The sequence below is a fragment of the Halalkalibacter hemicellulosilyticusJCM 9152 genome (genome assembly GCF_000513115.1).
GTDB lineage: Bacteria > Bacillota > Bacilli > Bacillales > Bacillaceae_D > Halalkalibacter > Halalkalibacter hemicellulosilyticus.
Map to the genome: position 1 here is coordinate 25,281 of NZ_BAUU01000002.1, position 21,925 is coordinate 47,205.

At 37.1% G+C, this 21,925-nt stretch carries 25 protein-coding genes and 2 pseudogenes; 22 read left to right on the forward strand and 5 right to left on the reverse strand.

Annotation, left to right across the window (positions count from 1 at the left end; genetic code table 11):
* The first annotated feature begins 98 nt into the window (after positions 1–98).
* The 5 genes and pseudogenes from ribD (at position 99) to JCM9152_RS01270 (ending at position 4,084) form a co-directional block, all read left to right on the forward strand.
* Positions 99–1,213, forward strand: a pseudogene (ribD, locus tag JCM9152_RS01250) (bifunctional diaminohydroxyphosphoribosylaminopyrimidine deaminase/5-amino-6-(5-phosphoribosylamino)uracil reductase RibD).
* Positions 1,186–1,836, forward strand: coding sequence for a riboflavin synthase (gene ribE, locus JCM9152_RS01255; protein ID WP_035340028.1), 651 nt, complete (start codon positions 1,186–1,188; stop codon positions 1,834–1,836). Before ribD ends, ribE begins: the two are co-directional and overlap by 28 nt.
* A gap of 19 nt (positions 1,837–1,855) precedes the next feature.
* Entirely contained in the window at positions 1,856–3,079 is a 1,224-nt protein-coding gene (locus JCM9152_RS01260; RefSeq protein ID WP_304503383.1) for a bifunctional 3,4-dihydroxy-2-butanone-4-phosphate synthase/GTP cyclohydrolase II, read from the forward strand.
* 16 nt (positions 3,080–3,095) lie between these two features.
* On the forward strand, positions 3,096–3,563 hold the full coding sequence (gene ribH / locus JCM9152_RS01265; RefSeq protein WP_035340030.1) for a 6,7-dimethyl-8-ribityllumazine synthase: 468 nt from the start codon (positions 3,096–3,098) through the stop codon (positions 3,561–3,563).
* 173 nt (positions 3,564–3,736) lie between these two features.
* Complete coding sequence (locus tag JCM9152_RS01270) at positions 3,737–4,084, forward strand: GNAT family N-acetyltransferase (protein WP_035340032.1); 348 nt, start codon at positions 3,737–3,739, stop codon at positions 4,082–4,084.
* A gap of 126 nt (positions 4,085–4,210) precedes the next feature.
* Here the strand turns inward: JCM9152_RS01270 and JCM9152_RS01275 are convergent, their stop codons facing one another.
* Positions 4,211–4,747, reverse strand: coding sequence for a DUF309 domain-containing protein (locus JCM9152_RS01275; RefSeq protein ID WP_035340034.1), 537 nt, complete (start codon positions 4,745–4,747; stop codon positions 4,211–4,213).
* Positions 4,748–4,964: 217 nt separating this feature from the next.
* On the opposite strand from JCM9152_RS01275, the gene JCM9152_RS01280 reads away from it, so the two are divergent.
* The 3 genes from JCM9152_RS01280 (at position 4,965) to JCM9152_RS01290 (ending at position 7,392) form a co-directional block, all read left to right on the forward strand.
* Entirely contained in the window at positions 4,965–5,726 is a 762-nt protein-coding gene (locus JCM9152_RS01280; protein WP_081727855.1) for a segregation/condensation protein A, read from the forward strand.
* On the forward strand, positions 5,723–6,301 hold the full coding sequence (scpB, locus tag JCM9152_RS01285; protein WP_035340039.1) for an SMC-Scp complex subunit ScpB: 579 nt from the start codon (positions 5,723–5,725) through the stop codon (positions 6,299–6,301). Before JCM9152_RS01280 ends, scpB begins: the two co-directional genes overlap by 4 nt.
* A 194-nt stretch (positions 6,302–6,495) precedes the next feature.
* Complete coding sequence (locus JCM9152_RS01290) at positions 6,496–7,392, forward strand: superoxide dismutase (RefSeq protein ID WP_035340331.1); 897 nt, start codon at positions 6,496–6,498, stop codon at positions 7,390–7,392.
* Positions 7,393–7,539: 147 nt separating this feature from the next.
* On the opposite strand, the gene JCM9152_RS01295 is transcribed toward JCM9152_RS01290, so the two are convergent.
* From JCM9152_RS01295 to JCM9152_RS01305, 3 genes are read right to left on the reverse strand one after another with little or no spacing between them, the layout of a single operon-like run.
* Entirely contained in the window at positions 7,540–9,105 is a 1,566-nt protein-coding gene (locus JCM9152_RS01295; protein ID WP_035340041.1) for an alkaline phosphatase family protein, read from the reverse strand.
* A 20-nt stretch (positions 9,106–9,125) separates the two neighbouring features.
* Positions 9,126–9,806: a DUF421 domain-containing protein gene (locus JCM9152_RS01300; RefSeq protein WP_035340043.1), complete on the reverse strand. Its 681-nt coding sequence runs from the start codon at positions 9,804–9,806 to the stop codon at positions 9,126–9,128.
* A gap of 54 nt (positions 9,807–9,860) precedes the next feature.
* Positions 9,861–10,388, reverse strand: a complete 528-nt coding sequence (locus tag JCM9152_RS01305; RefSeq protein ID WP_035340045.1) for a hypothetical protein — start codon at positions 10,386–10,388, stop codon at positions 9,861–9,863.
* 100 nt (positions 10,389–10,488) lie between these two features.
* On the opposite strand from JCM9152_RS01305, the gene JCM9152_RS01310 reads away from it, so the two are divergent.
* From JCM9152_RS01310 to JCM9152_RS01340, 7 genes are all read left to right on the forward strand, one after another.
* The gene (locus JCM9152_RS01310; RefSeq protein ID WP_035340047.1) at positions 10,489–10,692 is read left to right on the forward strand and encodes a DUF1657 domain-containing protein; all 204 of its coding nucleotides are present in this window, start codon (positions 10,489–10,491) and stop codon (positions 10,690–10,692) included.
* A gap of 92 nt (positions 10,693–10,784) precedes the next feature.
* Positions 10,785–11,213: a YhcN/YlaJ family sporulation lipoprotein gene (locus tag JCM9152_RS01315; protein ID WP_035340050.1), complete on the forward strand. Its 429-nt coding sequence runs from the start codon at positions 10,785–10,787 to the stop codon at positions 11,211–11,213.
* A 13-nt stretch (positions 11,214–11,226) separates the two neighbouring features.
* On the forward strand, positions 11,227–11,706 hold the full coding sequence (gene spoVAC, locus JCM9152_RS01320) for a stage V sporulation protein AC (RefSeq protein ID WP_035340052.1): 480 nt from the start codon (positions 11,227–11,229) through the stop codon (positions 11,704–11,706).
* Positions 11,707–12,723, forward strand: a complete 1,017-nt coding sequence (spoVAD, locus tag JCM9152_RS01325) for a stage V sporulation protein AD (protein WP_035340054.1) — start codon at positions 11,707–11,709, stop codon at positions 12,721–12,723.
* The gene (spoVAE, locus tag JCM9152_RS01330; RefSeq protein ID WP_035340056.1) at positions 12,720–13,070 is read left to right on the forward strand and encodes a stage V sporulation protein AE; all 351 of its coding nucleotides are present in this window, start codon (positions 12,720–12,722) and stop codon (positions 13,068–13,070) included. The genes spoVAD and spoVAE overlap by 4 nt, the downstream gene beginning before the upstream one ends.
* Before the next feature lie 11 nt (positions 13,071–13,081).
* Positions 13,082–13,288, forward strand: a complete 207-nt coding sequence (locus JCM9152_RS01335) for a DUF1657 domain-containing protein (RefSeq protein ID WP_035340058.1) — start codon at positions 13,082–13,084, stop codon at positions 13,286–13,288.
* Between the two features lie 24 nt (positions 13,289–13,312).
* Positions 13,313–14,170 carry a DUF421 domain-containing protein gene (locus JCM9152_RS01340; protein WP_035340060.1) on the forward strand — a complete coding sequence of 286 codons (858 nt, stop codon included), beginning with the start codon at positions 13,313–13,315 and terminating at the stop codon, positions 14,168–14,170.
* 3 nt (positions 14,171–14,173) lie between these two features.
* On the opposite strand, the gene JCM9152_RS01345 is transcribed toward JCM9152_RS01340, so the two are convergent.
* The gene (locus tag JCM9152_RS01345) at positions 14,174–14,878 is read right to left on the reverse strand and encodes a DUF421 domain-containing protein (protein ID WP_035340062.1); all 705 of its coding nucleotides are present in this window, start codon (positions 14,876–14,878) and stop codon (positions 14,174–14,176) included.
* A gap of 367 nt (positions 14,879–15,245) precedes the next feature.
* Between JCM9152_RS01345 and JCM9152_RS01350 the strand changes: the two genes are divergently transcribed.
* The 7 genes and pseudogenes from JCM9152_RS01350 (at position 15,246) to ccsB (ending at position 21,884) form a co-directional block, all read left to right on the forward strand.
* Positions 15,246–16,385: a D-alanyl-D-alanine carboxypeptidase family protein gene (locus JCM9152_RS01350; protein ID WP_035340065.1), complete on the forward strand. Its 1,140-nt coding sequence runs from the start codon at positions 15,246–15,248 to the stop codon at positions 16,383–16,385.
* Positions 16,378–16,968 (forward strand): nucleoside recognition domain-containing protein, encoded by a 591-nt coding sequence (locus JCM9152_RS01355; protein ID WP_035340067.1) that lies wholly within the window; start codon positions 16,378–16,380, stop codon positions 16,966–16,968. The genes JCM9152_RS01350 and JCM9152_RS01355 overlap by 8 nt, the downstream gene beginning before the upstream one ends.
* A 3-nt stretch (positions 16,969–16,971) precedes the next feature.
* The gene (locus JCM9152_RS01360; protein WP_035340070.1) at positions 16,972–17,505 is read left to right on the forward strand and encodes a spore maturation protein; all 534 of its coding nucleotides are present in this window, start codon (positions 16,972–16,974) and stop codon (positions 17,503–17,505) included.
* A 173-nt stretch (positions 17,506–17,678) separates the two neighbouring features.
* Positions 17,679–18,407: a 23S rRNA pseudouridine(2605) synthase RluB gene (gene rluB, locus JCM9152_RS01365; RefSeq protein ID WP_035340072.1), complete on the forward strand. Its 729-nt coding sequence runs from the start codon at positions 17,679–17,681 to the stop codon at positions 18,405–18,407.
* 74 nt (positions 18,408–18,481) lie between these two features.
* Positions 18,482–19,012 (forward strand): thiol-disulfide oxidoreductase ResA, encoded by a 531-nt coding sequence (gene resA / locus JCM9152_RS01370; protein WP_035340074.1) that lies wholly within the window; start codon positions 18,482–18,484, stop codon positions 19,010–19,012.
* Between the two features lie 18 nt (positions 19,013–19,030).
* A pseudogene (gene resB, locus JCM9152_RS01375) lies at positions 19,031–20,664 on the forward strand (cytochrome c biogenesis protein ResB).
* Positions 20,665–20,693: 29 nt separating this feature from the next.
* Positions 20,694–21,884 carry a c-type cytochrome biogenesis protein CcsB gene (gene ccsB / locus JCM9152_RS01380; protein ID WP_035340077.1) on the forward strand — a complete coding sequence of 397 codons (1,191 nt, stop codon included), beginning with the start codon at positions 20,694–20,696 and terminating at the stop codon, positions 21,882–21,884.
* The last annotated feature ends 41 nt before the right edge of the window (positions 21,885–21,925 follow it).

The window sequence follows — 21,925 nt, forward strand, 5'->3', positions numbered from 1 at the left end:
TCTCTTAAAAGCCCTAAGCAATGTTGCATAGGGCTTTTTTCAATAGGAATATATGATGAATAAGGAGAAGTTCCTGATAAAAGGGAGGAGAATCGACGTTGAATGATCAGGACTATATGAATTTAGCTTTGCAGTTGGCTGAAAGTACAAAAGGTCAAACATCTCCTAATCCTATGGTTGGCTCAGTTGTTGTAAAAGATGGAGCGATTATCGGTATGGGTGCACATTTAAAAGCAGGAGAAGGTCATGCGGAAGTTCAGGCATTAAACATGGCAGGTGGAAAAGCAGAAGGTGCGACAATCTATGTCACACTCGAGCCATGTAGCCATTATGGTAAGACCCCACCTTGTGCGGAACTGATTATTGAGAAGAAGATTAAACGTGCTGTCATTGCTACTGTAGATCCCAATCCAGCTGTTTCTGGAAGAGGTATTAAACGTTTAGAACAAGCTGGAATTGAAGTCATAACAGGTGTGTGTAAGAAGGAAGCTAATCAGTTAAATGATGTCTTTTTTCATTTTATGAAATATGCTGTCCCGTTTGTGACGTTAAAATCAGCTATTACGTTAGATGGGAAAATTGCAACCGTAACGGGTAAAAGCAAATGGATTACGAGTGAAGAGGCAAGGTTAGATGTTCATACATATCGACATACTCATGATGCGATACTTGTAGGGATTGGAACTGTCTTGGCAGATGACCCATCTCTCACGACAAGACTACCCAACGGTGGTATTAACCCTATTCGTATTGTTTTAGACCGAAATTTGCGAATTCCACTTCATTCAAAGCTTGTGGCAGGTGAAGAAGCACCTACTTGGGTTTTTACGACAGAACAAGCACCTGATGAAAAACGAAAAGAGTTAGAAGAACATGGCGTAACGGTTATTTCTATAAAAGATTTTTCGATTAGAACGATCTTACAGCAATTAGGAAAGCGTGGAATTTTATCTGTATTTGTTGAAGGTGGGGCGGAGATTAACGGTAGTTTTTTACAAGAGCGTGCTGTCAATCAAGTGATCACTTATGTTGCCCCTAAATTATTTGGTGGCAAACTAGCTCCTACCTCCATTGGTGGAGAAGGTTTTCAAGAAGTAGAGGAAGCACTTGCACTTGAAATGATTGATGTTTCTAGAGTCGGTGACGATGTTAAGATTATTTCTCGATTGAAGGAGGAAAACTAAAATGTTTACAGGAATTATCGAGGAAGTAGGAACGATTAAAGATGTTAGACAATCAGGGGATGAGATGGTGATGGTCATTCAAGCTAAAACAGTCTTGCAAGATGTGCAGCTTGGTGACAGTATTTCAGTTAATGGTGTTTGTTTAACGGTAACCGAATTTACAGACCAATCATTCGAAGTCGACGTAATGCCTGAGACTGTAAGAGCTACAAGTTTAAGAGGATTGTCAAGTGGATCTAAAGTCAATTTAGAACGAGCTATGAGCGCTAATGGACGTTTTGGTGGCCATTTTGTCTCAGGTCATGTAGATGGTACTGGTACAATTCTTTCTAAGAAGAAGGATCATAACGCTGTTTATTATCGTATTGGTGTTTCAGAGAACTTACGAAAATATATGATTGAAAAAGGTTCAGTTACTGTTGACGGTACGAGCTTGACGATTTTTTCAGTGGATGAAGGTAGTTTTACAATTTCGATTATTCCACATACATTAGATGAAACAACAATTGGCCGCAAAAATGTTGGCAACATTGTTAATATTGAGTGTGATATGGTCGGAAAATATATTGAACATTTTATTTCAAAACGATATTTAAAAGAGCCCAGTTCATCATTAACTGACAGTTTTTTAGCAGAACATGGCTTCAAATAGGATAGGAGTGTGAGAATAAATGAGTCAAGCTGACGAAAAAATGGTTTTTGATTCTATAGAAGTAGCAATAGAAGATTTACAACAAGGTAAAGTCGTTATTGTGTGTGATGATGAGGACCGTGAAAATGAAGGTGATTTTGTCGCAATTGCTGAAAAAACAACAGATGAAGTCATTAATTTTATGGTTACCCATGGACGTGGATTAGTATGTGCTCCGATTACAGAGGAGCGAGCGCACGAGCTTGATCTTGTTTCTATGGTTGATCACAATACAGATCCACACGGCACGGCATTTACAGTAAGTGTAGATCATTATACAGCAACAACGGGGATTTCAGCCAAGGAACGAGCGATTACAGTAAGAGCCCTCATAGATGAGCATGCAGAGAAACATCATTTCAAACGACCAGGTCATACCTTTCCACTCGTAGCGAAGAAAGGAGGCGTTTTACGTAGGGCAGGGCATACTGAAGCAGCGATCGATTTAGCTCGTCTAGCAGGTGCAAAACCAGCTGGTGTTATTTGTGAAATTATGAATGCAGATGGTACGATGGCACGTGTACCTGAATTACGTGCGATTGCTGATGAACATCAATTGAAAATGATTACGATCAAAGATTTAATTCGTTATCGTCGTAAGAAAGATAAATTAGTAAAACGAGAAATTGAAATTAAGTTGCCGACTGATTTTGGAGACTTTAAAGCAATTGGCTACACAGATGTTCTTGAAGGGAAAGAAAGTGTTGCGATTGTGAAAGGGGATATTATTGAAGGTGAGCCCACTCTCGTTCGTGTGCACTCTGAATGTTTAACTGGCGATGTATTTGGCTCTCATCGCTGCGATTGTGGACCACAGCTACATGCAGCTCTTGCTCAAATAGAGGAAGAAGGGAAAGGAATCTTACTCTATATGAGACAGGAAGGACGTGGCATTGGATTGATAAATAAGCTCAAAGCTTACAAATTACAGGAAGAAGGTTATGATACGGTCGAAGCAAATGAAAAGCTTGGTTTTGCTCCGGATTTACGTGATTATGGTATTGGGGCACAAATTTTACGTGATTTAGGTGTAAGACAAATGCGCCTTCTAACGAACAACCCACGTAAGATAACGGGCTTAAAGGGGTATGATTTAGAAGTCGTTGAACGTGTTGCATTACAATTACCGCATAACAAAGATAATGAACGTTATTTAAAGACAAAATCTGAAAAGCTAGGACATATGCTACATTTCAAAAAATAATGAGGAGGAATATAAGATGGGGCAAACATTTGAAGGACATTTAGTAGGTACTGGATTGAAGATAGGGATTGTTGTAGGAAGGTTTAATGAATTTATCACAAGTAAACTATTAGGCGGGGCAGAGGATGCCTTAAAGAGACATGGTGTTAATGAAGAAGATGTTGATGTAGCTTGGGTACCTGGTGCATTTGAAATCCCATTTGCAGCAAAGAAGATGCTTGATTCAGGACGTTATGATGCTGTTATTACATTAGGCACAGTGATAAGGGGGGCGACGCCTCACTTTGATTATGTTTGCAGTGAAGTTGCAAAAGGAGTATCATCTTTAACACTGTCTTCAGGTAAACCCGTTATCTTTGGCGTATTGACAACAGATACTATTGAACAAGCTGTTGAACGTGCTGGAACGAAAGCTGGTAATAAAGGATGGGATGCTGCGACAGCTGCCATTGAAATGGCCAATTTAGGGAAAAGCTTTGAATAAAGAATAAATGCACAAAGGGATGGTGTACCTTTTTAAATTTTCTTGCATAGGCTGTAATGTAGTTGTAACATTTTTTCGATGAGATCCACGTTGCAATCTGGACAAATGTGATAAACTATTATAATGAATACGACTATTATTGCTTAGAAGTTAAGGTGTTGAGAGGTTTTATTATGCTAATGCCATATAAAAAAAGCCATCAAAAAATTGCAATGGGTTTGCTCTCCTTCATGCCTACCGAAAAGGATTTAAAACGGTTACGCCAGACAATGGATTTGTATGAAGAGAGTTCGAATTGGAAATTGTATGTTTGGGAAGAGATTGATATTGTTGGTGTAATAGGTGTGTCAATTGAGAATGGGGATGCGTATTTGCAACATATTTCTGTAAACCCATCACACCGTAAAGAAGGAATAGGGAAGAAGATGCTTGAACAGTTAAAGCTCATGCTTCCTTGTGACTTGAAGCCAACAGTTTCAACGAAAACCTTTATGCTCGCCTGTGAAGAAGAGGAGTCCTAAGAACTCCTCTTCTTCTTTTGAAAGAAAAAAGAGAAATTTAATCAAAGTGGCTTCGTGGGCTTCAAGCGTTACACATTGATCTTAAAGTAGAGCACAACAACACACCGTCGCAATTAAGAAAAGTAGTCATTCGCTAAAGGGAAACTCTCTATCTTTTATTCTCCTCGTTAATTGCTTCTCACGTTCATCTATGACTTCACTACGATCCCGTAAAGAATGCTTATTTACAATAAAATTAGGTACAAAAGGGACTGACGTCAAATTCCATCTAACATCTAATTCTTCACAACGCTTCTTGCAAGCTTCTAGCAAATCATGTGACATCGGAAGGTGAACATCGTGGAATTCATTTATTTTCAATTGTGCTTCAACTGCTTTAATAGTTCTTAATAGTTTAGTCGTGTTTAAACCTAGTTGATTTAATTCATCAGAATAAAGAGAGCATAAATGGTAAGATTTCTTATACATTCGTTTAGCTCCGTTATCATTACCACGCCGGTGATGATAATGACCAACAGCCAATTGAATTAACGCAACCCATTGATTATGCACTAACGGATTTGTCACTTCCTTCCAATACTCTTCCAAAATCTCGTGACACTCAAAGTAATCACGATGAATATGATAATGAATTAAATAATCTACATATTTAATTGGGTACATGATTTTCTCCTTTTAATCGTTGGGTCACAGGGGACACTATCGAAATCTCTTTACATACATGTAAATCTTCACATATTAGAATATTGTAACATAAGAAAAAAAGTGAATCGAACAGAGTGAGTATGATAATTTTAGGGTGCGGTTAGAAGATATGTTCTCCATTTAATGAATGTATGGTATAATTTCGTAGATAGTCTAGAAGCTAGTGGTGGTTAAATTGAATTCATATAGTGTAAAGATTGATGCATTTGAAGGACCGCTTGACTTGTTATTGCATCTAATTAATCAAGCAGAGGTCGATATTTATGATATTCCTGTTGCACAAATAACCGATCAATATGTGACATATATTGAAACGATGCAAGAATTGGAGTTAGACATCGCCAGTGAATACTTAGTGATGGCTGCTACATTATTAGCCATCAAAAGTCAAATGCTTCTCCCGAAACAAGAGGAGTTATTTGAAGAAGAGTGGGTATTGGAAGAAGAAGAGGATCCTCGCGAGGAATTAATGCTTCGCTTAATCGAATATCGTAAATATAAGGAAGCAGCGAACGAGTTAAAGGAAAAGGAAAAAGAAAGAAGTCTTACGTATACTCGTGCACCTGACGAATTAGATCAATTTATAACAGAAGAAGAAAAGAGAGAGTTGGCGATTCAAGGAGTCACATTATTTGATATGCTTGCTGCTTATCAAAAGCTAACGAAACGTAAAGCGCTACAGGCTCCTAAAACGAAAACGGTAAAAAGCCAAGAGTACTCCATTGAAGAAAAAATTGAGTTTGTACTTAATCGAATGAGTCAATTAAATCGCCCGTGTCACTTTGAAGAGCTATTTAATGAACAGGATAGAGGACAAGTCGTCATGACATTTTTAGCCATTTTGGAGTTGATGAAAACAAAATCGATTCGCTGTGTGCAAGATGAAAATTTCACAAGCATCATGATCTACCGAGTTGAGGGAGGGAATCTACATTGATTTTTCGTGAACTCCAAGCGGTTATAGAAGGTTTATTATTAGTGGTTGGTGATGAAGGGATCACAATTAAGCAACTAGCAGAAGTATTAGAGGTTGATACGTCTGTAGCAGCTGAAGCTGTTACTAGCTTGCAATTTAAGTATGAAGATGAAAGAAAAGGGATTCAAATTGTTGAGGTCGCTGGTGCTTTTCGGATGACGACTAGAACAGAGCATGCCCCTTATTTTAAAAGGCTTGCTACATCGCCTATCCAATCACAGCTTTCACAAGCTGCTCTTGAAACATTAGCTATTATTGCTTATAAACAACCTATTACAAGAATGGAAGTAGAGGATGTTCGAGGAGTAAAATCAGAAAAGGCGTTACAATCATTAACAGCGAAATTACTCATAAAGGAAATTGGCAGAGCGCAAGGTACGGGTCGACCTATTCTGTATGGTACGACACCTTTTTTTCTTGACCATTTTGGATTGAAGTCTTTGGAAGAGTTACCTCCATTACCTGATGAAGTCGATGACGGGTCATTGGAAGATGAGGCAGACTTATTTTTACAGCAGTTTGAAGAAATTCAGTAATAGTTAAAGATGTGTCGAAGGTTTATTGAGCCTAGGACATATCTTTTTTTGATTGGAAGTTGATGGAAACGACTAATGGAAAAAGCGTTAAATTGAAACAGCTAATGAATAATCTTAAAAAAATGCGTTCATTCTTACATGAATCAACCTCTTACCATCATATAATGAATGGATTAAATGGTAAGGAGGATAAAATGGACACTCATAATAGTCAATCTCCATATGTTAAGGATGTCTTTAAATGGGCAGAAAATTTGAAACGGATATGCGATAACAAAGATGAATCATTCATGACAGACGATAATGAATTTACATCGTCCATGCACGAGTTAATGACTGAGTTGAAAAAAAGTCAATCAGGTGATAAAGACAATGAAAATGAGCAATTATATACTCTAGCAATGAACTGTTACGAAAGTTGGAATAAGCTACAACGAGAAAAGGATGTAGAGAGAGGAAATCATTCTGTTCCAATTGGAGGTCATATATTACCTCCTCTTCCATATCATTATGAGGATTTGGAGCCATACATTGATCGCCAAACAATGAAGTTACATCATATGAAGCATCATCAAAGCTATGTTGATGGATTGAATAAAGCTGAGAAAAAGGTCAAAGAAGCAAGAGATACTGGGAATTATGATTTGCTTAAACATTGGAAAAGAGAATTAGCTTTTCATGGTGCTGGTCATTATTTGCATACGATATTTTGGACAGTGATGAATCCAAGTGGCGGAGGACAACCTGAAGGTATATTAAAGAAACAAATTGAGCAAGACTTTGGAAGCTTTAACAAGATGAAGGAACAATTTTCTCAAGCTGCTGAACAAGTAGAGGGAGGTGGCTGGGCTCTTTTAGTGTGGTCTCCTAGAGCTCATCGCTTAGAGATTTTACAAGCTGAAAAACACCAAAATCTTACACAGCAAGATGTCATTCCGTTATTAGTATTAGACGTATGGGAACATGCTTATTATTTACGCTATCAAAATGAGCGAAATAAGTACATCGAACAATGGTGGAACGTTGTATATTGGCCAGAAGTAGAAAAACGTTTTAAAGAAGCTCGTAAGGTAAAGTGGACACCATACTAGAGATCGGTAAAAAAGAGAAAGCAATCACCGCTCATAGAGGCCATGAATACGTTTAAAGAAAACTCGTATTCAACACTTTGTTTCGAGTGGTGATTACTTTGCACATTGCTCCTGATTTGAATAACCGTATCAGTATTTTTAAAACATTTAATTAAAAAAAGTGTGAAAATAGTCAAATAAATCGATCATTCTTCGTTTTTCAGGTAAATTTTTTTTATTAGAAACAATGATAGACGTTAATGTATCTGTCTTGTGAAGTCCACCATGTTCGCCACCACCAACGTGAACGGGTGCACCTTCAGTTTTAAGTGTGTACCCAGGCTTAGCTGTAACAATTAATGTGTTATTATGACTTTTTAATGCTGAATCGAGCTGGTGAAAGATATCCGGATAATCATTATAGTTAATATAATTGTCCGTTATTGAAATATGAGCAATATTTCTATTCCCATTAAGTGTCCAGTTTTGATCATAGTCATCTTGTAATACTCCGCCTTCTTTAAATCGTAAATAACCATCTAAACCTTGTTTTTGTAAAACCACTTCATCATTTTCTATCCAAGCGATGTGCTCAATACGGTCATCTTGTAATAACTGTTCACCGACTCGGAAAAATGTAAGTTCTTCATTATTCAAATAAAGATAAGCCATACGATGGTTGTTCGCAATGATAATATCGCCACTACTAGGTGATTCAAATAACGAAGCCACTGAATAAGGAGATATTAGTGATTCAAGATCAATTCCAACAGCCTCTTTATTATCAATGAGTTCACTTTGTCCATGATCTCCTAATACGATAAAAGTATTTTTCGAGAGAGCCTCTTCCCAACTTTCATACGCATTTAAAATCGTTTGAACATTATGATCAACCTTACTAAAGTGATCAATTGCATAAGGTCCATGATGATGAGCAAGCTTATCAAAATCAGGAAAGAATGTCATGAGAAAGTTAGGTTGCTGTCCATCTTTAATGAGTTGAGCAATCACTTCTGCTGAGTAACGGTCAGTTAGACCAAGCCGTTCTGTTATGCCATCGGGAACATCGCCTTTTATTTCAGGTTGAATCGCTTTACCAAATGCCAAAATATCAGGCCCTTTAGTCTTTATTGTTTCCGATTCTAATTGAAGAATGGTTTTAAAAGGGGCAGGCACAGTAAGTGTATGACTTATATCTCCTCGGTAGACAAGCATATTAATTGAACCAGTAGTAAGTCCTTTTTGCTTTAAGCTTTCATAAATCGTCGTTGAGTTTTTATTTAAATGTTCGTTATTTAGCTTACTTAATGTATGATCAATAACATCATTTCTTCCTAGCTTCCACATGGATGAGATCGAGTCACCATAGCTAATGAGTGAATCTGATGTTTCATCGTACCAATTCAGCCCTGGAATCGAATGTTTATCTGGAGAGTCTCCTGTAAGCAAAGTGCTTTCTATTGTAACTGACATTGAAGGAAATGGTGCAACGAGATCATGAAAGACTGTACCATGATCGATTAAGTATTGTAAAGCTGGTAGTCTGCCTTCTTTAAGTCCTTTATCCATTACTTTTTCAGTCATTGAGTCAATAAGAATGACGATAACGTTATGACCGTTGTTTTGAGTTACTTTATTTTGTTGATGTGAGAGTGAGTGTTGATCTGTCTTCTCATCTTGACATCCGCACAATGAAATAAAGATGACTAATATAAAGAGCGCTAGTTGTTTCATGGTGTTACATGCCTCCATTTTTAGTATGTTTGAATTTCAAACCCTTCGTCCTCCAACCATTCTGCGTAGACAACTTGTTTCGTACCAGCGATCCCTCGTTGAAATAGCTCTTTCTTTAGCCAGACACTATCCTTATTTAGCTTGTCAAGGCCTTCTTGTATTACTTCACCATCAAGTATTAAAATAACAGGAAACTTTACGGATGTAGGAGGCATATTTAAATCTTGTTGAGTTGGATAGCTATATTGGGATTTCTTTAATACACTAACGGAGCCATTCGTTTCTAATACTCCATATTCGACCTCTCTAATTGAAAAAACTCCTTGTGAACGAAGAAGATGGAGAAGTTGATCGAAATCAAGTTTATTTTTCTTTAACTCTGAAAATTGAATTTTGCCTTTTGCAATAATGAAGGATGGTTTCCCCTCAAGTATACTTCTAGAGCCACGAAACTTTTGCGTAATCATCTCAATTGTATAAATAAGTGCTCCCCATAAAAAAACAGCGTAAATAACGTAATGTAGACCGATATCTTTATCATAAATAGCATTCCCCACTAATTCTCCAAGAACTAATGCTGAGATGAAATCGAAAGGTGTTAATTGTGTAATTTGATTTTTGCCAAGAATTTTCGTCAGGACGAGCAAAGCAAAAAATCCAACAAAAAGCTCAACTGTTAGAGAAAGAAAGTTTGTGTTCACCTAACTCCTCCTTTTCACCACACTTATAGATAGTTTGAGCGAGTGAGAGGAGATTTATGTGAGTGAGTTTAGCTTGTTAAGCATTCGATCAAAATGTATGACAAGTTTTTTTGAATCGAAGTGAAGCTGTCCTAGCTCGGTATTGAGGTCATTATTTTTCCCTTGAAAAATCGTTTTTATTTGCCTTGAATCTGTTAACCAATATTTTTCCACATAAGAACGATAAGACGACCAATATTGATCAATAATTAAAGCAGCTTCACCAGAAAATAAACGACTAAGCTCATCTTCGGATAAACCATGACTTGTAGGTAATTGCTCAATATATCTAGGGTGTAATTGTTCTTGTTGCTTCCCGACAGCTTCTCGTAAGCGATATAGCATAATCAAAACATGAGTACGCCTTTCTTCCTGTAGGTTCTTTTGTATTTCTGACTGCACGAATGAAAAGGGCTCTTTTAAATCGGTTATTTCGTTATGTAAATGTTCAATCATCTTTTTTATGTGCTTATACGTAATAAATATAGTTATAAGGACAATAATTGTGCAAATGGACATAATCGTAATGGGATTGAAGAACATAAGATAAACTCCTTTTTTAAAAAGTTAAAATTTTCCTCTAATAGTTCATTCGTTATTTTATCAAAATATAATTGTACTAACGACTAAGGAGGTTGTGAAGATGACAGTTGGTTCTAAAATGAAACAAACCATTGCCGGGTTAAAAAGTGCTCAAGCGAGCTTAGAAACGTTTGCACTTGAAACGGAAAATCAACAAGCAAAGCAATTGTATCAACAAATGGCCCAAAACACACAAAGTGTTATTGACGGCTTAACACCTAGAATGCAACAAATCGAACAAGAAGAGCCTCAATACAAAAGTTAGCTTAAAGCAGGAGGTTGCTCTACGTGAGAGCCTCCTTTCATTATATAGAAAAATTCTTGGCCATACATAATGAATTGTAAGGAGAGAAGGTTATGAAAAAGGTCATATGGGTTCTATTAGTATGTTGCTTTTATTTGATAGGGTGTCAAGTGAATACGAACGAAGAAATAAAATCATTGCAATTAAAGGATGTCATAGTTGAGCAGAATATGGCAAATACAGCGAAAGAAATTGTCTTATCAATGGATGAAGTTACCGAAGTAAAAGGGGTTTCGCACGGGAATTGCGTATATATAACACCTCATGTAAAACCACTTGACCGTTTTTTTCTAAAAGAAATAAGAAAAAAATCACATGATGCGATTAAGAAGAGATACCCAGATGCAACGGTACATGTTTCAACAGATGAGAAAATTTTTATTGAGATTGGAAAGCTTGAACAGCAATTGAAGCAACACTCAATTAGCGAAGAACGGCTGTCAAAACGGTTAAAAGAATTAGATGAAATGATGAAAGGGTAGGAGGGTAGTAACAATGTCTCAAAATAAAAAGAAAAACATCTCGCCAAAACAAGATCAATATCAACAGTTAGCACAAAAACATGAGAAAAAAAGGCCTGTTATAAAAAACTGTATAAAAGCTTTTTTAGTCGGAGGCTTTATTTGTGTGATCGGGCAATGTATTCAAATGTTTTATTATACTTTTTTTGATTTCACGCAACGCTCAGCAAGTGATCCGACTGTGGCAACGCTAATATTAATAGCTGTATTGCTTACAGGATTTGGTGTATATGATCGTTTTGCTCAATTTGCTGGAGCAGGAACAGCTGTTCCTGTGACGGGGTTTGCGAACTCAGTTGCCGCAGCTGCTATCGAGCATCGAACCGAGGGCTATGTTCTTGGGGTTGGAGGAAATATATTCAAATTAGCTGGCTCAGTCATTGTATTTGGAACTGTTGCCGCGTTCGTTATTGCATTGATTAAAACCGTTTTTATCCAATGGGGAGGACTGTAAATGCTACAAGGACATCAATCTTGGTCATTTGAACAGAAACCTGTCATTATATCAACCGCAACAGTAGGTGGGCCATTTGAAGCAAATGGCGCCATAGCAGATGATTTTGATATTCTTCATAGTGATTTATGGCTTGGACAGGAATCGTATGAAAAAGCACAAAAAGTTATATTAGAAGAATCAATTGTTCGCTCCTTGGAAAAGGCTTCTTTACAGAAGGAAGATATTCAATTTATGATCACTGGTGATTTAATTAATCAAATGACGCCATCGAGCTTTGCGAGTCGAACATTGACCATTCCTTATGTTGGGTTGTTTGGCGCGTGTTCAACATCGATGGAGGGGCTTGCATTAGGAGCGTTACTCGTTAATTCAAAAAGTGCAAACCGAATAGTGACAGCCGCTTCAAGTCATAACGCTGCTACAGAAAAGCAATTCCGTTATCCAACAGAATATGGTGGCCAGAAGCCTCCTACAGCGCAATGGACGGTGACAGCATCTGGAGCAGCGGTCGTCGCCAATTCAGGTGAAGGGCCAGTCGTAACGTCAGCAACGATGGGGAAAGTCATTGACATGGGACTATCAGATCCTTTTAATATGGGCGCTGCAATGGCTCCAGCAGCTGCAGATACGATTGCTGCTCACTTTCGAGATTTGAATTTACCAAACGATTATTATGATCTTATTGTCTCTGGTGATTTGGGGGAAATTGGCTTACCCATTGCGAAGGAACTGTTAAGTGAAAAGCAATTATTTATCGAGGATGATACGTTTCAAGATTGTGGTCTTATGATTTATCGAGAGGGACAGCCTATATTAGCTGGGGCAAGTGGACCAGGTTGTTCGGCTGCAGTCGTCTATGGGCATCTATTAAAAATCATGCGCGAAGGTCGGTTAAAACGATTATTAGTTGTTGCTACAGGAGCCTTGTTATCACCTTTATCTTATCAACAAAATGAAACGATACCATGTATTGCTCATGCTGTTTCAATAGAAGCAGGAGGTGAAGGTGAATGACCTTTTTGTTTGCTTTTATTGTTGGTGGGCTCATTTGTGTCATTGGTCAGCTTTTAATGGATGTAGGTAAATTAACACCTGCTCATACAATGAGTGCGTTAGTTGTAAGCGGTGCAATATTGGATGGTCTCGGTTTATATGAGCCTTTAATTGATTTCGCGGGGGCAGGTGCAACTGTACCTATTACAAGTTTCGGTAATTCGCTCGTTCATGGTGCAATGGCTGAAGCAGAACGTAGTGGAATAATCGGTGTGTTAACCGGGATTTTTGAAGTCACGAGTGCAGGTATTTCAGCTGCCATTATATTTGGTTTTTTAGCATCATTAGTCTTTAAATCAAAAGGGTAGGTGATTAGGTAATGACGGTAGCGTCAAAGGTAGAAAGCGCGTTAGTATCGTTAAAAGCTATTGAGGCAAGCTTACTTTCTCTTTCACTAAAAACGAAGGAGCAGGAAGCGAGTGAAGCATTTAGACAAGCAGCTCTTAAGACAAGGACAGTTGTAGACGAAGTTCAAAAAAGAAAACAAGAAATTGAGTTTCAAGAACCGCAATATGAACCACAATAAGTATAAGTTTAAGGATGTGATGAAATGCCTGGATGGTTAGAAGTCATACTTCGAAGTGCGATCGGTTTTATTATCGTCATCTCAATAGGGAGATTATTGGTACGCAAACCAATTGGTGAAGCTTCAATACTTGAATTTAGTTTAATTTTAATCATTTCACTCATCGTAGCTATTGGTTCGTTTCAGTTGTCAATTCCATTTGGTTGGCCTCTCATTTCAATAGTAGTCTGGTGTGTAGGGATGATTAGTATCTCTTATTTAAGTGAAGTGAGTAAGAAAGTTCGAACTCTTTTCTATGGGAAAGGAGTTCCCATTGTTAAAGATGGAAAGATTCTAGAAGATAATATGAAGAAGCAACACATAAATACAGATGAGTTATTACGCAAATTACGATCGAAAAATGTCTTTCAATTTGCAGATGTAGAATTTGCGGTTCTTGAAGGGAATGGGGAATTAAATGTTCTGTTGAAAAAAGAAACTCAACCTTTAACTGCAAAATTATTAAATCAAAACGTTCCGGCCATTAAAGAACCCGAGACAGTCATAATGGACGGAGAAATTTTAGATGAACCATTAGCGACTAGAGGATTCAGTAGAGAATGGTTACAAACGGAACTAGAGAAAATGAACGCATTAGTTGAGAATGTCGTTTTAGCTCAAATCGATGAATATGGACAATTAACAATTGATTTATTTGACGATCAGTTGACAGTCCCTAAGCCAACAGAGCTTCCATTGCTTGAAGCAAGTATCAAACAGGTTCAAGCAGATTTGGAATTGTTTTCATTAGATACAGAACAGCCTCAAGCAAAAAAACAGTATCGATGGTGTGCAGAACAAATGCAGGCTGTATATCAAATGGTTTCACCTTATACGAAATAACTTTCACACATAAGGGTTTAGATGTTGTTTCGTTGTGTACGATAATTGGGTGTCTCCTGAACGTGTCATTGTGCAAAGAAAAATATCTTCAATACGATGAATCCCTTTATCAATAAGCTGTTGACGGAGGGATTCTTCTGTTGTGTTTAAGTGAGTAATCACTTCTTTCATAAATCGTCCTTCTACAATAACGGGATAAGCAATTGTGTCTATTTGATTAGGTAAATTGAATTCTTCTCTAGTAGGAGTAACTTTGTTTGCTTTTTTTTGCACACTAAGCGAACCGTTTGCTTCGATAATGGCTGAATAAACATCCTCAATATTAAAAATATCCTTTTGGCGCAATAGCTGTAAAATATTATCAATTGAATATTGAACATTTTGTAGGTTTGCTTTAATTAATTTTCCATCGCGAATGACTTCAATTGGATGAAAGGTAATCCACTTGGCAAATGGTCTCCTTTTAATTAATAAGGTTGAAACAACTTTTTGAAAAAGAGCAATGACAACAATCGCAAAAGCTGTGTAAGTATGCTGAATACTTGGATCAGCAATATCAGCTCCTGTAACTGAAGCAAGAGTCATCATAATAAGAAAATCAAATACGGGCATTTGACCAATCGAACGTCTTCCCATGTATAATGTCATCAATAAAAGAAGTGGTAAAATCGTCATGATTCTTCCGAATATTTGAAACAACTCTTCCATCGTTCAACCCCCCATTTTTATTATTTTCTCTATAATAAGTTAAATTATGAGCTTGAAAATAATGAGGCCACTGAAAAAGTAAAAATCAACTTTTTCAGTACCTTTGATATGATTAGCAATGGCTTCACTCGTTGTTCGCTTGATACGAAAAACCCACTCGTATCAAGCTTTTCAAAATAGGAAACGGTTACGCACATTGCTTAAAGGACATCGAAAAAGTTAAAAACCAACTTTTTCAGTGCCCTTAAAGTAATAGAGGTATTTATTTTGTACTCATATCTTTGTCACCAAAGCATAGAATGGGCTAATAAGAGAATGTCAGGACAAGTTTAGTTGAATCCTATTAGTCAAGGATGGGGATGGAGAGATGGGAAGAAGAATTATATGTATTAGTATTGCTATATTGATGATTTTTTCTGTGAAATCGCAAGTTACACAGGCAGAGAATCGCCATGTGTCTGCTCAAGCTGCTATATTAATGGAACAAGAATCAGGTAGAGTGTTATATGAAAAGAATGCTCATGATCAACTGAGAATTGCTAGTATAACTAAGATTATGACAGCTCTATTAGCGATTGAGTCAGGGAAAATGAATGAAATGGTTAAAGTGAGTAATCGCGCTGAGGGAACAGAAGGATCTTCAATATATTTAAGAGCTGGAGAAGAAATGGCACTTGAAGATTTAGTATATGGTTTAATGCTAAGAAGCGGTAATGATGCTGCGGTTGCTATTGCTGAGCATGTTGGTGGAAGCTTAGAGGGATTTGTTTATTTAATGAATGAGAAAGCAAAGCAAATTGGGATGTACAATACACTGTTTCAAAATCCTCATGGTTTAGATGATCATGAAGATCACTTTTCCACTGCATATGATATGGCTCTTTTGACACAATATGCGATGCAAGTAGAACAATATCGAACGATTTCTTCTACAAAAAGTCATCGCGTCGATGGGGAACAAATTCGCGTTTGGAAAAATAAAAACCGCTTATTAACAGAGCTGTATTCGTATTCAACTGGAGGAAAAACAGGATTTACAAAACGAGCTAAAAGAACTCTTGTTTCAACAGCTGAAAAGAATGAAAACAAATATATCGTTGTAACGTTAAATGCTCCAAGTGATTGGCATGATCATATGAATTTATTTGAATGGGCGTTTGATCAATATGAAACCGAAACGATTATTGACAAAGGAATGATTAAAGGTATCGATCATCCCTTCTATAAAGATCGTATATATGTTCCTCATCCATTTCTTTATCCGTTAAATGATTCAGAAAAAAAATCGCTAGAACTTTCACTCACTCTTGATGATCCACCGCAAAAAAGTGGACAGGAACAGCGATTCGATCAACAAAAAGTAGGTCACTATGATGTACTAGTCTACAATGAGGTGATCGGTAGAGTTCCGGTTATTTACGAGGCTCCGGTTGAACAAGAAAAAAGCTTTTGGACGAATTTTAAAAATGTTTTTTCTTTTTACATTGGAGTGAAACCGTATGATTAATAAAATATGGATGTCAATGTTAGTCATTGGCGTAGTTTTTGCAGCTATTAACGGTCGGATGTCTGAAGTGAATGAAGCCATTTTTTCAGGTGCAAAGGATGCTGTTACGATTTGTATTGGTCTCATTAGTATTCTTGTTTTTTGGTTAGGACTCATGAGAATAGCAGAGGTTGCTGGGATGCTTCGAGGTTTGTCGCGTTTAATGGAGCCATTCGTTCGTAAAATTTTTCCTGAAGTGCCTAAAGGACATCCAGCAATGGGATACATTTTATCAAATATGTCTGCTAACCTTTTTGGTTTAGGAAATGCCGCCACTCCAATGGGAATTAAAGCGATGCAACAATTAAAGGAGCTAAATGGTCATAAAGATTCAGCAAGTCGATCAATGATTACCTTGTTAGCCATTAATACAGCTAGCATTACCTTAATTCCAACAACTGTTATATCGATTCGTATGAGTTATGATTCTGTAGCGCCAACAGATATTGTCGGTACAACGTTAATTGCTACATTATGTTCAACATTAGGCGCCATTCTTATCGATCGATTTTTTTACTATCGTCGCTTAAGAAAGGGGCGCTGAGTCATGAATTGGATTACGGTTATTTCCATTTGGTTTATACCCTTTCTAATTGCGTTTGTGCTCATGTATGGCACATATAAACAAGTTCCAACTTACGAGACTTTTGTAGAAGGTGCTAAAGAAGGTTTCGGAATGGCGGTTTCAATCATTCCATATTTGGTTGGAATGTTAGTGGCTATCTCTGTTTTCCGTGCGTCTGGAGCAATGGATTTTATTATTGAGCTTTTAAAGCCGATGCTACAGGTTCTTGGAATTCCGTCAGAAATTATCCCTCTTGCATTGATTCGACCTATTTCTGGAACAGGCGCTTTAGGAATGACGTCTGATTTAATCGCAACGTATGGTCCTGATTCGTTTATCGGTCGCCTTGCATCAACAATGCAAGGGAGTACGGATACAACGTTTTACGTTTTAACCGTTTATTTTGGAGCTGTTGGAATTCGAAAAATGGGCGATGCTTTAAAAGTAGGTCTTCTAGCTGATTTAGTTGGTATTATTGCTGCTATAATTGTTGTAAGTTATGTGTTTGGAAGATAGAATAGAGCTATTAGCTGATTACTTTTTGGTTATGATGAAACTAAGGTAATCAGTTTTTTTGGTTTGGAGAAGATTTTAGACTTTATCATACGTAAACTGTTCACAATATTGCAATGTTTGATTTGCTTGAGAAATTAAAGTGGGACGAGTATGATGTTAAATGAGGTGAACATATGGAACGTCTACAAAAAGTCATTGCACAAGCAGGAATTACGTCAAGAAGAAAAGCGGAACAGTTAATTATTGAAGGAAAAGTAAGAGTAAATGGGAAAGTAGTACGAGAGCTAGGTGTAAAAGTGACCCCTAATAAAGATGAGATAGAAGTGAATGGTGTACCTATTGATCGTGAAGAACCTGTCTACTATTTACTTTATAAACCTAGTGGTGTGATTTCAAGTGTGAGTGACGATAAAGGTCGAAAAGTCGTAACTGATTTTATCGAAATTGAGCAACGAGTTTTTCCGATTGGTCGACTTGATTATGATACCTCGGGGATCATTATACTTACAAATGATGGGGAATTTGCAAATCTTTTAATGCACCCGAAATATCATGTAAATAAGGTGTATGTTGCGAAGGTAAAAGGAATCCCGAGTAAAGAAGGGCTAAGAAAGCTTCAAAATGGAATTATGTTAGAGGATGGGAAGACAGCACCTGCGAAGGTGAAAATGATTTCGCTTGATAAAAGAAAGCAAACATCTATCATTCGATTAACGATTCATGAAGGTCGTAATCGTCAAGTAAGAAGAATGTTTGAAGCAATTGGCCACCCGGTCATGAAGCTAAAAAGGGAAGAATACAGCTTTTTGAATTTAAAAGGGTTGAACCCAGGTGAAGTACGACCTTTAAAGCCGATTGAAGTGAAACATTTAAGAGAAATAGCTGTCACGAAACCGTCATAAAACGCTTTATCATCTCTTTTAGGAAGACGTTATAATAACATAGTGTTAACTGTTTTTGAGAGGAGGACGAGTGAATGAAGCAAAAACGTCTAGTGATGCGAACGAGTGTTTTGATTTTGATCGGAGCAGCCCTTGCTTATACGTTTTATTCTCAATTTTTTATGGATCAAAGTTTAGCGAAAGTAGGAGAAGAGTCGATTAATTTTGCATTGACTGACCTTAGTGGGGAACGAATTGAATTAAGTGATTATGAAGGAAAAGGTGTTTTTCTTAATTTTTGGGGTACATTCTGCCCTCCATGTGAAAAGGAAATGCCGATTATGGAAGAATTATATGATGAATATAAGGAAAAAGGTGTTGAAATTATTGCCGTTAATGTAAACGAGCCAGAACTAACGGTGGAGCGTTTCGCTAGTCGGTATAATTTGACATTTCCGATTGTAATCGATAAGGGACGATCTGTGACAAACGCATACGGCGTCCACCCTTTACCTACTACAATTTTAATAAATGAACATGGCACTGTCGAACATGTTTTTGAAGGTGGCATGACAGAAAGCATGGTACGAGATTTTATGGAACGGATAATACCAGAAGATCAGTAAAGTATTGAGGTGTGGGGAATGAGTCAAATGAAGTGTGAATGCGGACATTTAAATCAAGAGGGTACTCAAGTTTGTGCGGCTTGTGGGAACCCAATTGGTGATCAAAACGAATCAACTAAGCTCCTAGATATGAAATATGAAGGAGTGGCTCGTCGCTCGCAAACATATACGACTACTATTATAGATAAAGTTTGGATGTTTTTTTCTTCCGTTAAAGTCGGGATATGGATCATTGTTATTACATTAATAGCGTCCTCATTAGGAACGATTTACCCACAAGAAATGTATATTCCAGGTGGTGTAAGTCCTACAGAGCATTATGAAACCGAGTATGGATTTACAGGGAAACTCTATTATGAGCTAGGGTTTCACAACCTATACGGTTCATGGTGGTACATGCTCCTAGTAGCAGCACTAGGAGTATCAATATTAATTGCGAGTATTGATCGTTTTTTTCCATTATATCGCGCATTGAAAAATCAACGTATCACAAAACATCGTAATTTCTTAAAACGTCAAAGGCTTTATGGTTACACAGAAGTGAACAATGTGGATGAAAAGCTACAGACAATTAAGAAAAAATTAAAGAAGAAGAAATATAACATTCGAGAAGAAAACGGAAATTTACTTGCGGAAAAAAATCGTTTTGCTAGATGGGGACCATATGTCAACCATATCGGTTTAATTATCTTCTTGATTGGTTGTATGCTACGATACTTTCCTGGAATGTATGTTGATGACCATATGTGGATTCGTGAAGGTGAAATAGCTGAAGTCCCGCATACAAATGGTCAGTTTCATGTCGAAAATGAACAATTTATTATTGAAGTTTACGATGAAGAAAATGAGTTGTACCGCGAGGCATTAAACCGAGCCGAGGGTGCAATAGCTAGTAATTATCAAACAGATGCGGTGTTATATGAACGACAAAATTCGGGAATCATTGGAGATGATGCTGAATTAGTTGAGGTCGAGCGTTATCCTATTCGAGTAAATGAACCGTTAACATTTAGTGGCTTTTCTCTATATCAAATGGATTATAAGCTTAATGAGCTTAGCTCAATGAGTTTCACACTTGAAAATAAAGAGACTGGTGAACAGTTTGGTCAATTAGATGTTGATCTCTCAAGCCCCGAAGCAGTATATGATCTAGGAGAAGGTATTATGTTGAGATCCGTGAATATTTCCAAGATTTTTATTTAAATAATAATGTTCCAGCCACACGATCAAATGTTCCAAACAATCCAGTGTTTATATTCGATATGTATACACCTGATACGCCTGATGGAGAGGTAAGTTTTGTTGGAATTCAAACAAATCTTGAGCCTTTAGGGGAAAATGAATATAAAATGACATTTGTTGATTTGGAAACAAATCATGTAACGGCTCTCGTTTTGAGAAAAGATTATACATTTCCATTATTAATTATTGGTGGAATTATTTTTATGATTGGTCTCATTCAAGGTTCTTATTGGGCACATCGTCGAATCTGGTTTCAACAAGTCGATAACGAATTCATTATCGCTGGTCATACGAATAAAAACTATTTATCTTTACGAAAAGATATTGACGAAATATTAGAAGGCACTACGATTCCTTCTCCTATCGATCAGCTGGAAAAGGAAGAAAAGGATAAAGAGACAACAAACTAGATAGAAAATAATGGCAAGGAGGCTAGAGTATGGTTGAATTGAGTGGTAATCTTCTTTATACTGCTTTCTTTCTCTATTTAGCATCAACGATTTTTTATGCGGTTTCCGTTACAGGAAGAAAGTGGCGTAATAAAGACGGAGAAATGAGAGGAAATCGATGGGGGTTTTTAGGTTTTCTCTCTTCCATATTTGCATCGGCTTTTTCACTTGGTTACTTTATTACTCGTTGGTATGTAGCGGGTCATGCACCCGTTAGCAATATGTATGAATATATGACCTTTTTTGCAATAGCAATTGGTTTAGCCTTTATAATTTTATATGCTATTTACCGTTCAAACTATTTAGGTTTATTTACAATGCCAGTTGTCATGCTTTTAATTGCTTATGCTTCCATGTTTCCTGGTGAAATTTCACCGTTAATTCCATCCCTTCAAAGTAATTGGTTAACGATTCATGTTATTACCGTTGCTCTTGGACAAGGGGTATTAACGATAGGTATGGCAGCGGGGCTCATATACTTATTAAGGACGATTGATTTTTCTAAAACTAATAAGCGTACACGTTCTATGGAATTTATTCTTTTCTGTGTATTAAGCTTAATTGGATATATCGTTGTTGGCACTGCTTTTAACTTGGCTAATTATGAAGCGCAGTTCAATTATATAAATGAATTTGAAACGGAAGCAACAATGACATATACGATGCCAGCCTTCATAGGACCGAATGAGGGAGAGCTTTTGACAGAAGGTGCATTATCTCCAATTATTCATGTGCCCGAGAATATTCGAGCAAATGATTTGAACACAGTTATTTGGTCTATTTTAGCTGGTCTCATCCTTTATTGGTTATTACGACTTATTCTTCGTAAACGAATTAGTGCTGCCATCCAACCTTTATTAAAAGGAGTAAGTCCGCAATTAATTGATGAAATAAGTTATCGAGCTATAGCCATTGGGTTCCCGGTTTTTACACTTGGTGGGTTAATATTTGCCATGATATGGGCACAAATTGCTTGGTCTCGCTTCTGGGGATGGGACCCTAAAGAGGTTTGGGCATTAATTACTTTCTTATTCTATGCAGCATATTTACATTTAAGACTTTCAAAAGGGTGGCACGGCGAGCGTTCAGCTTGGCTATGTGTCATTGGATTTGGTATCATAATGTTTAACCTTGTGTTTGTTAATTTAGTTATAGCCGGGTTGCATTCATATGCCCTATAATAGAACAGGGGTGTTCCTTTATTGGGGCACCCCTTTTGAAC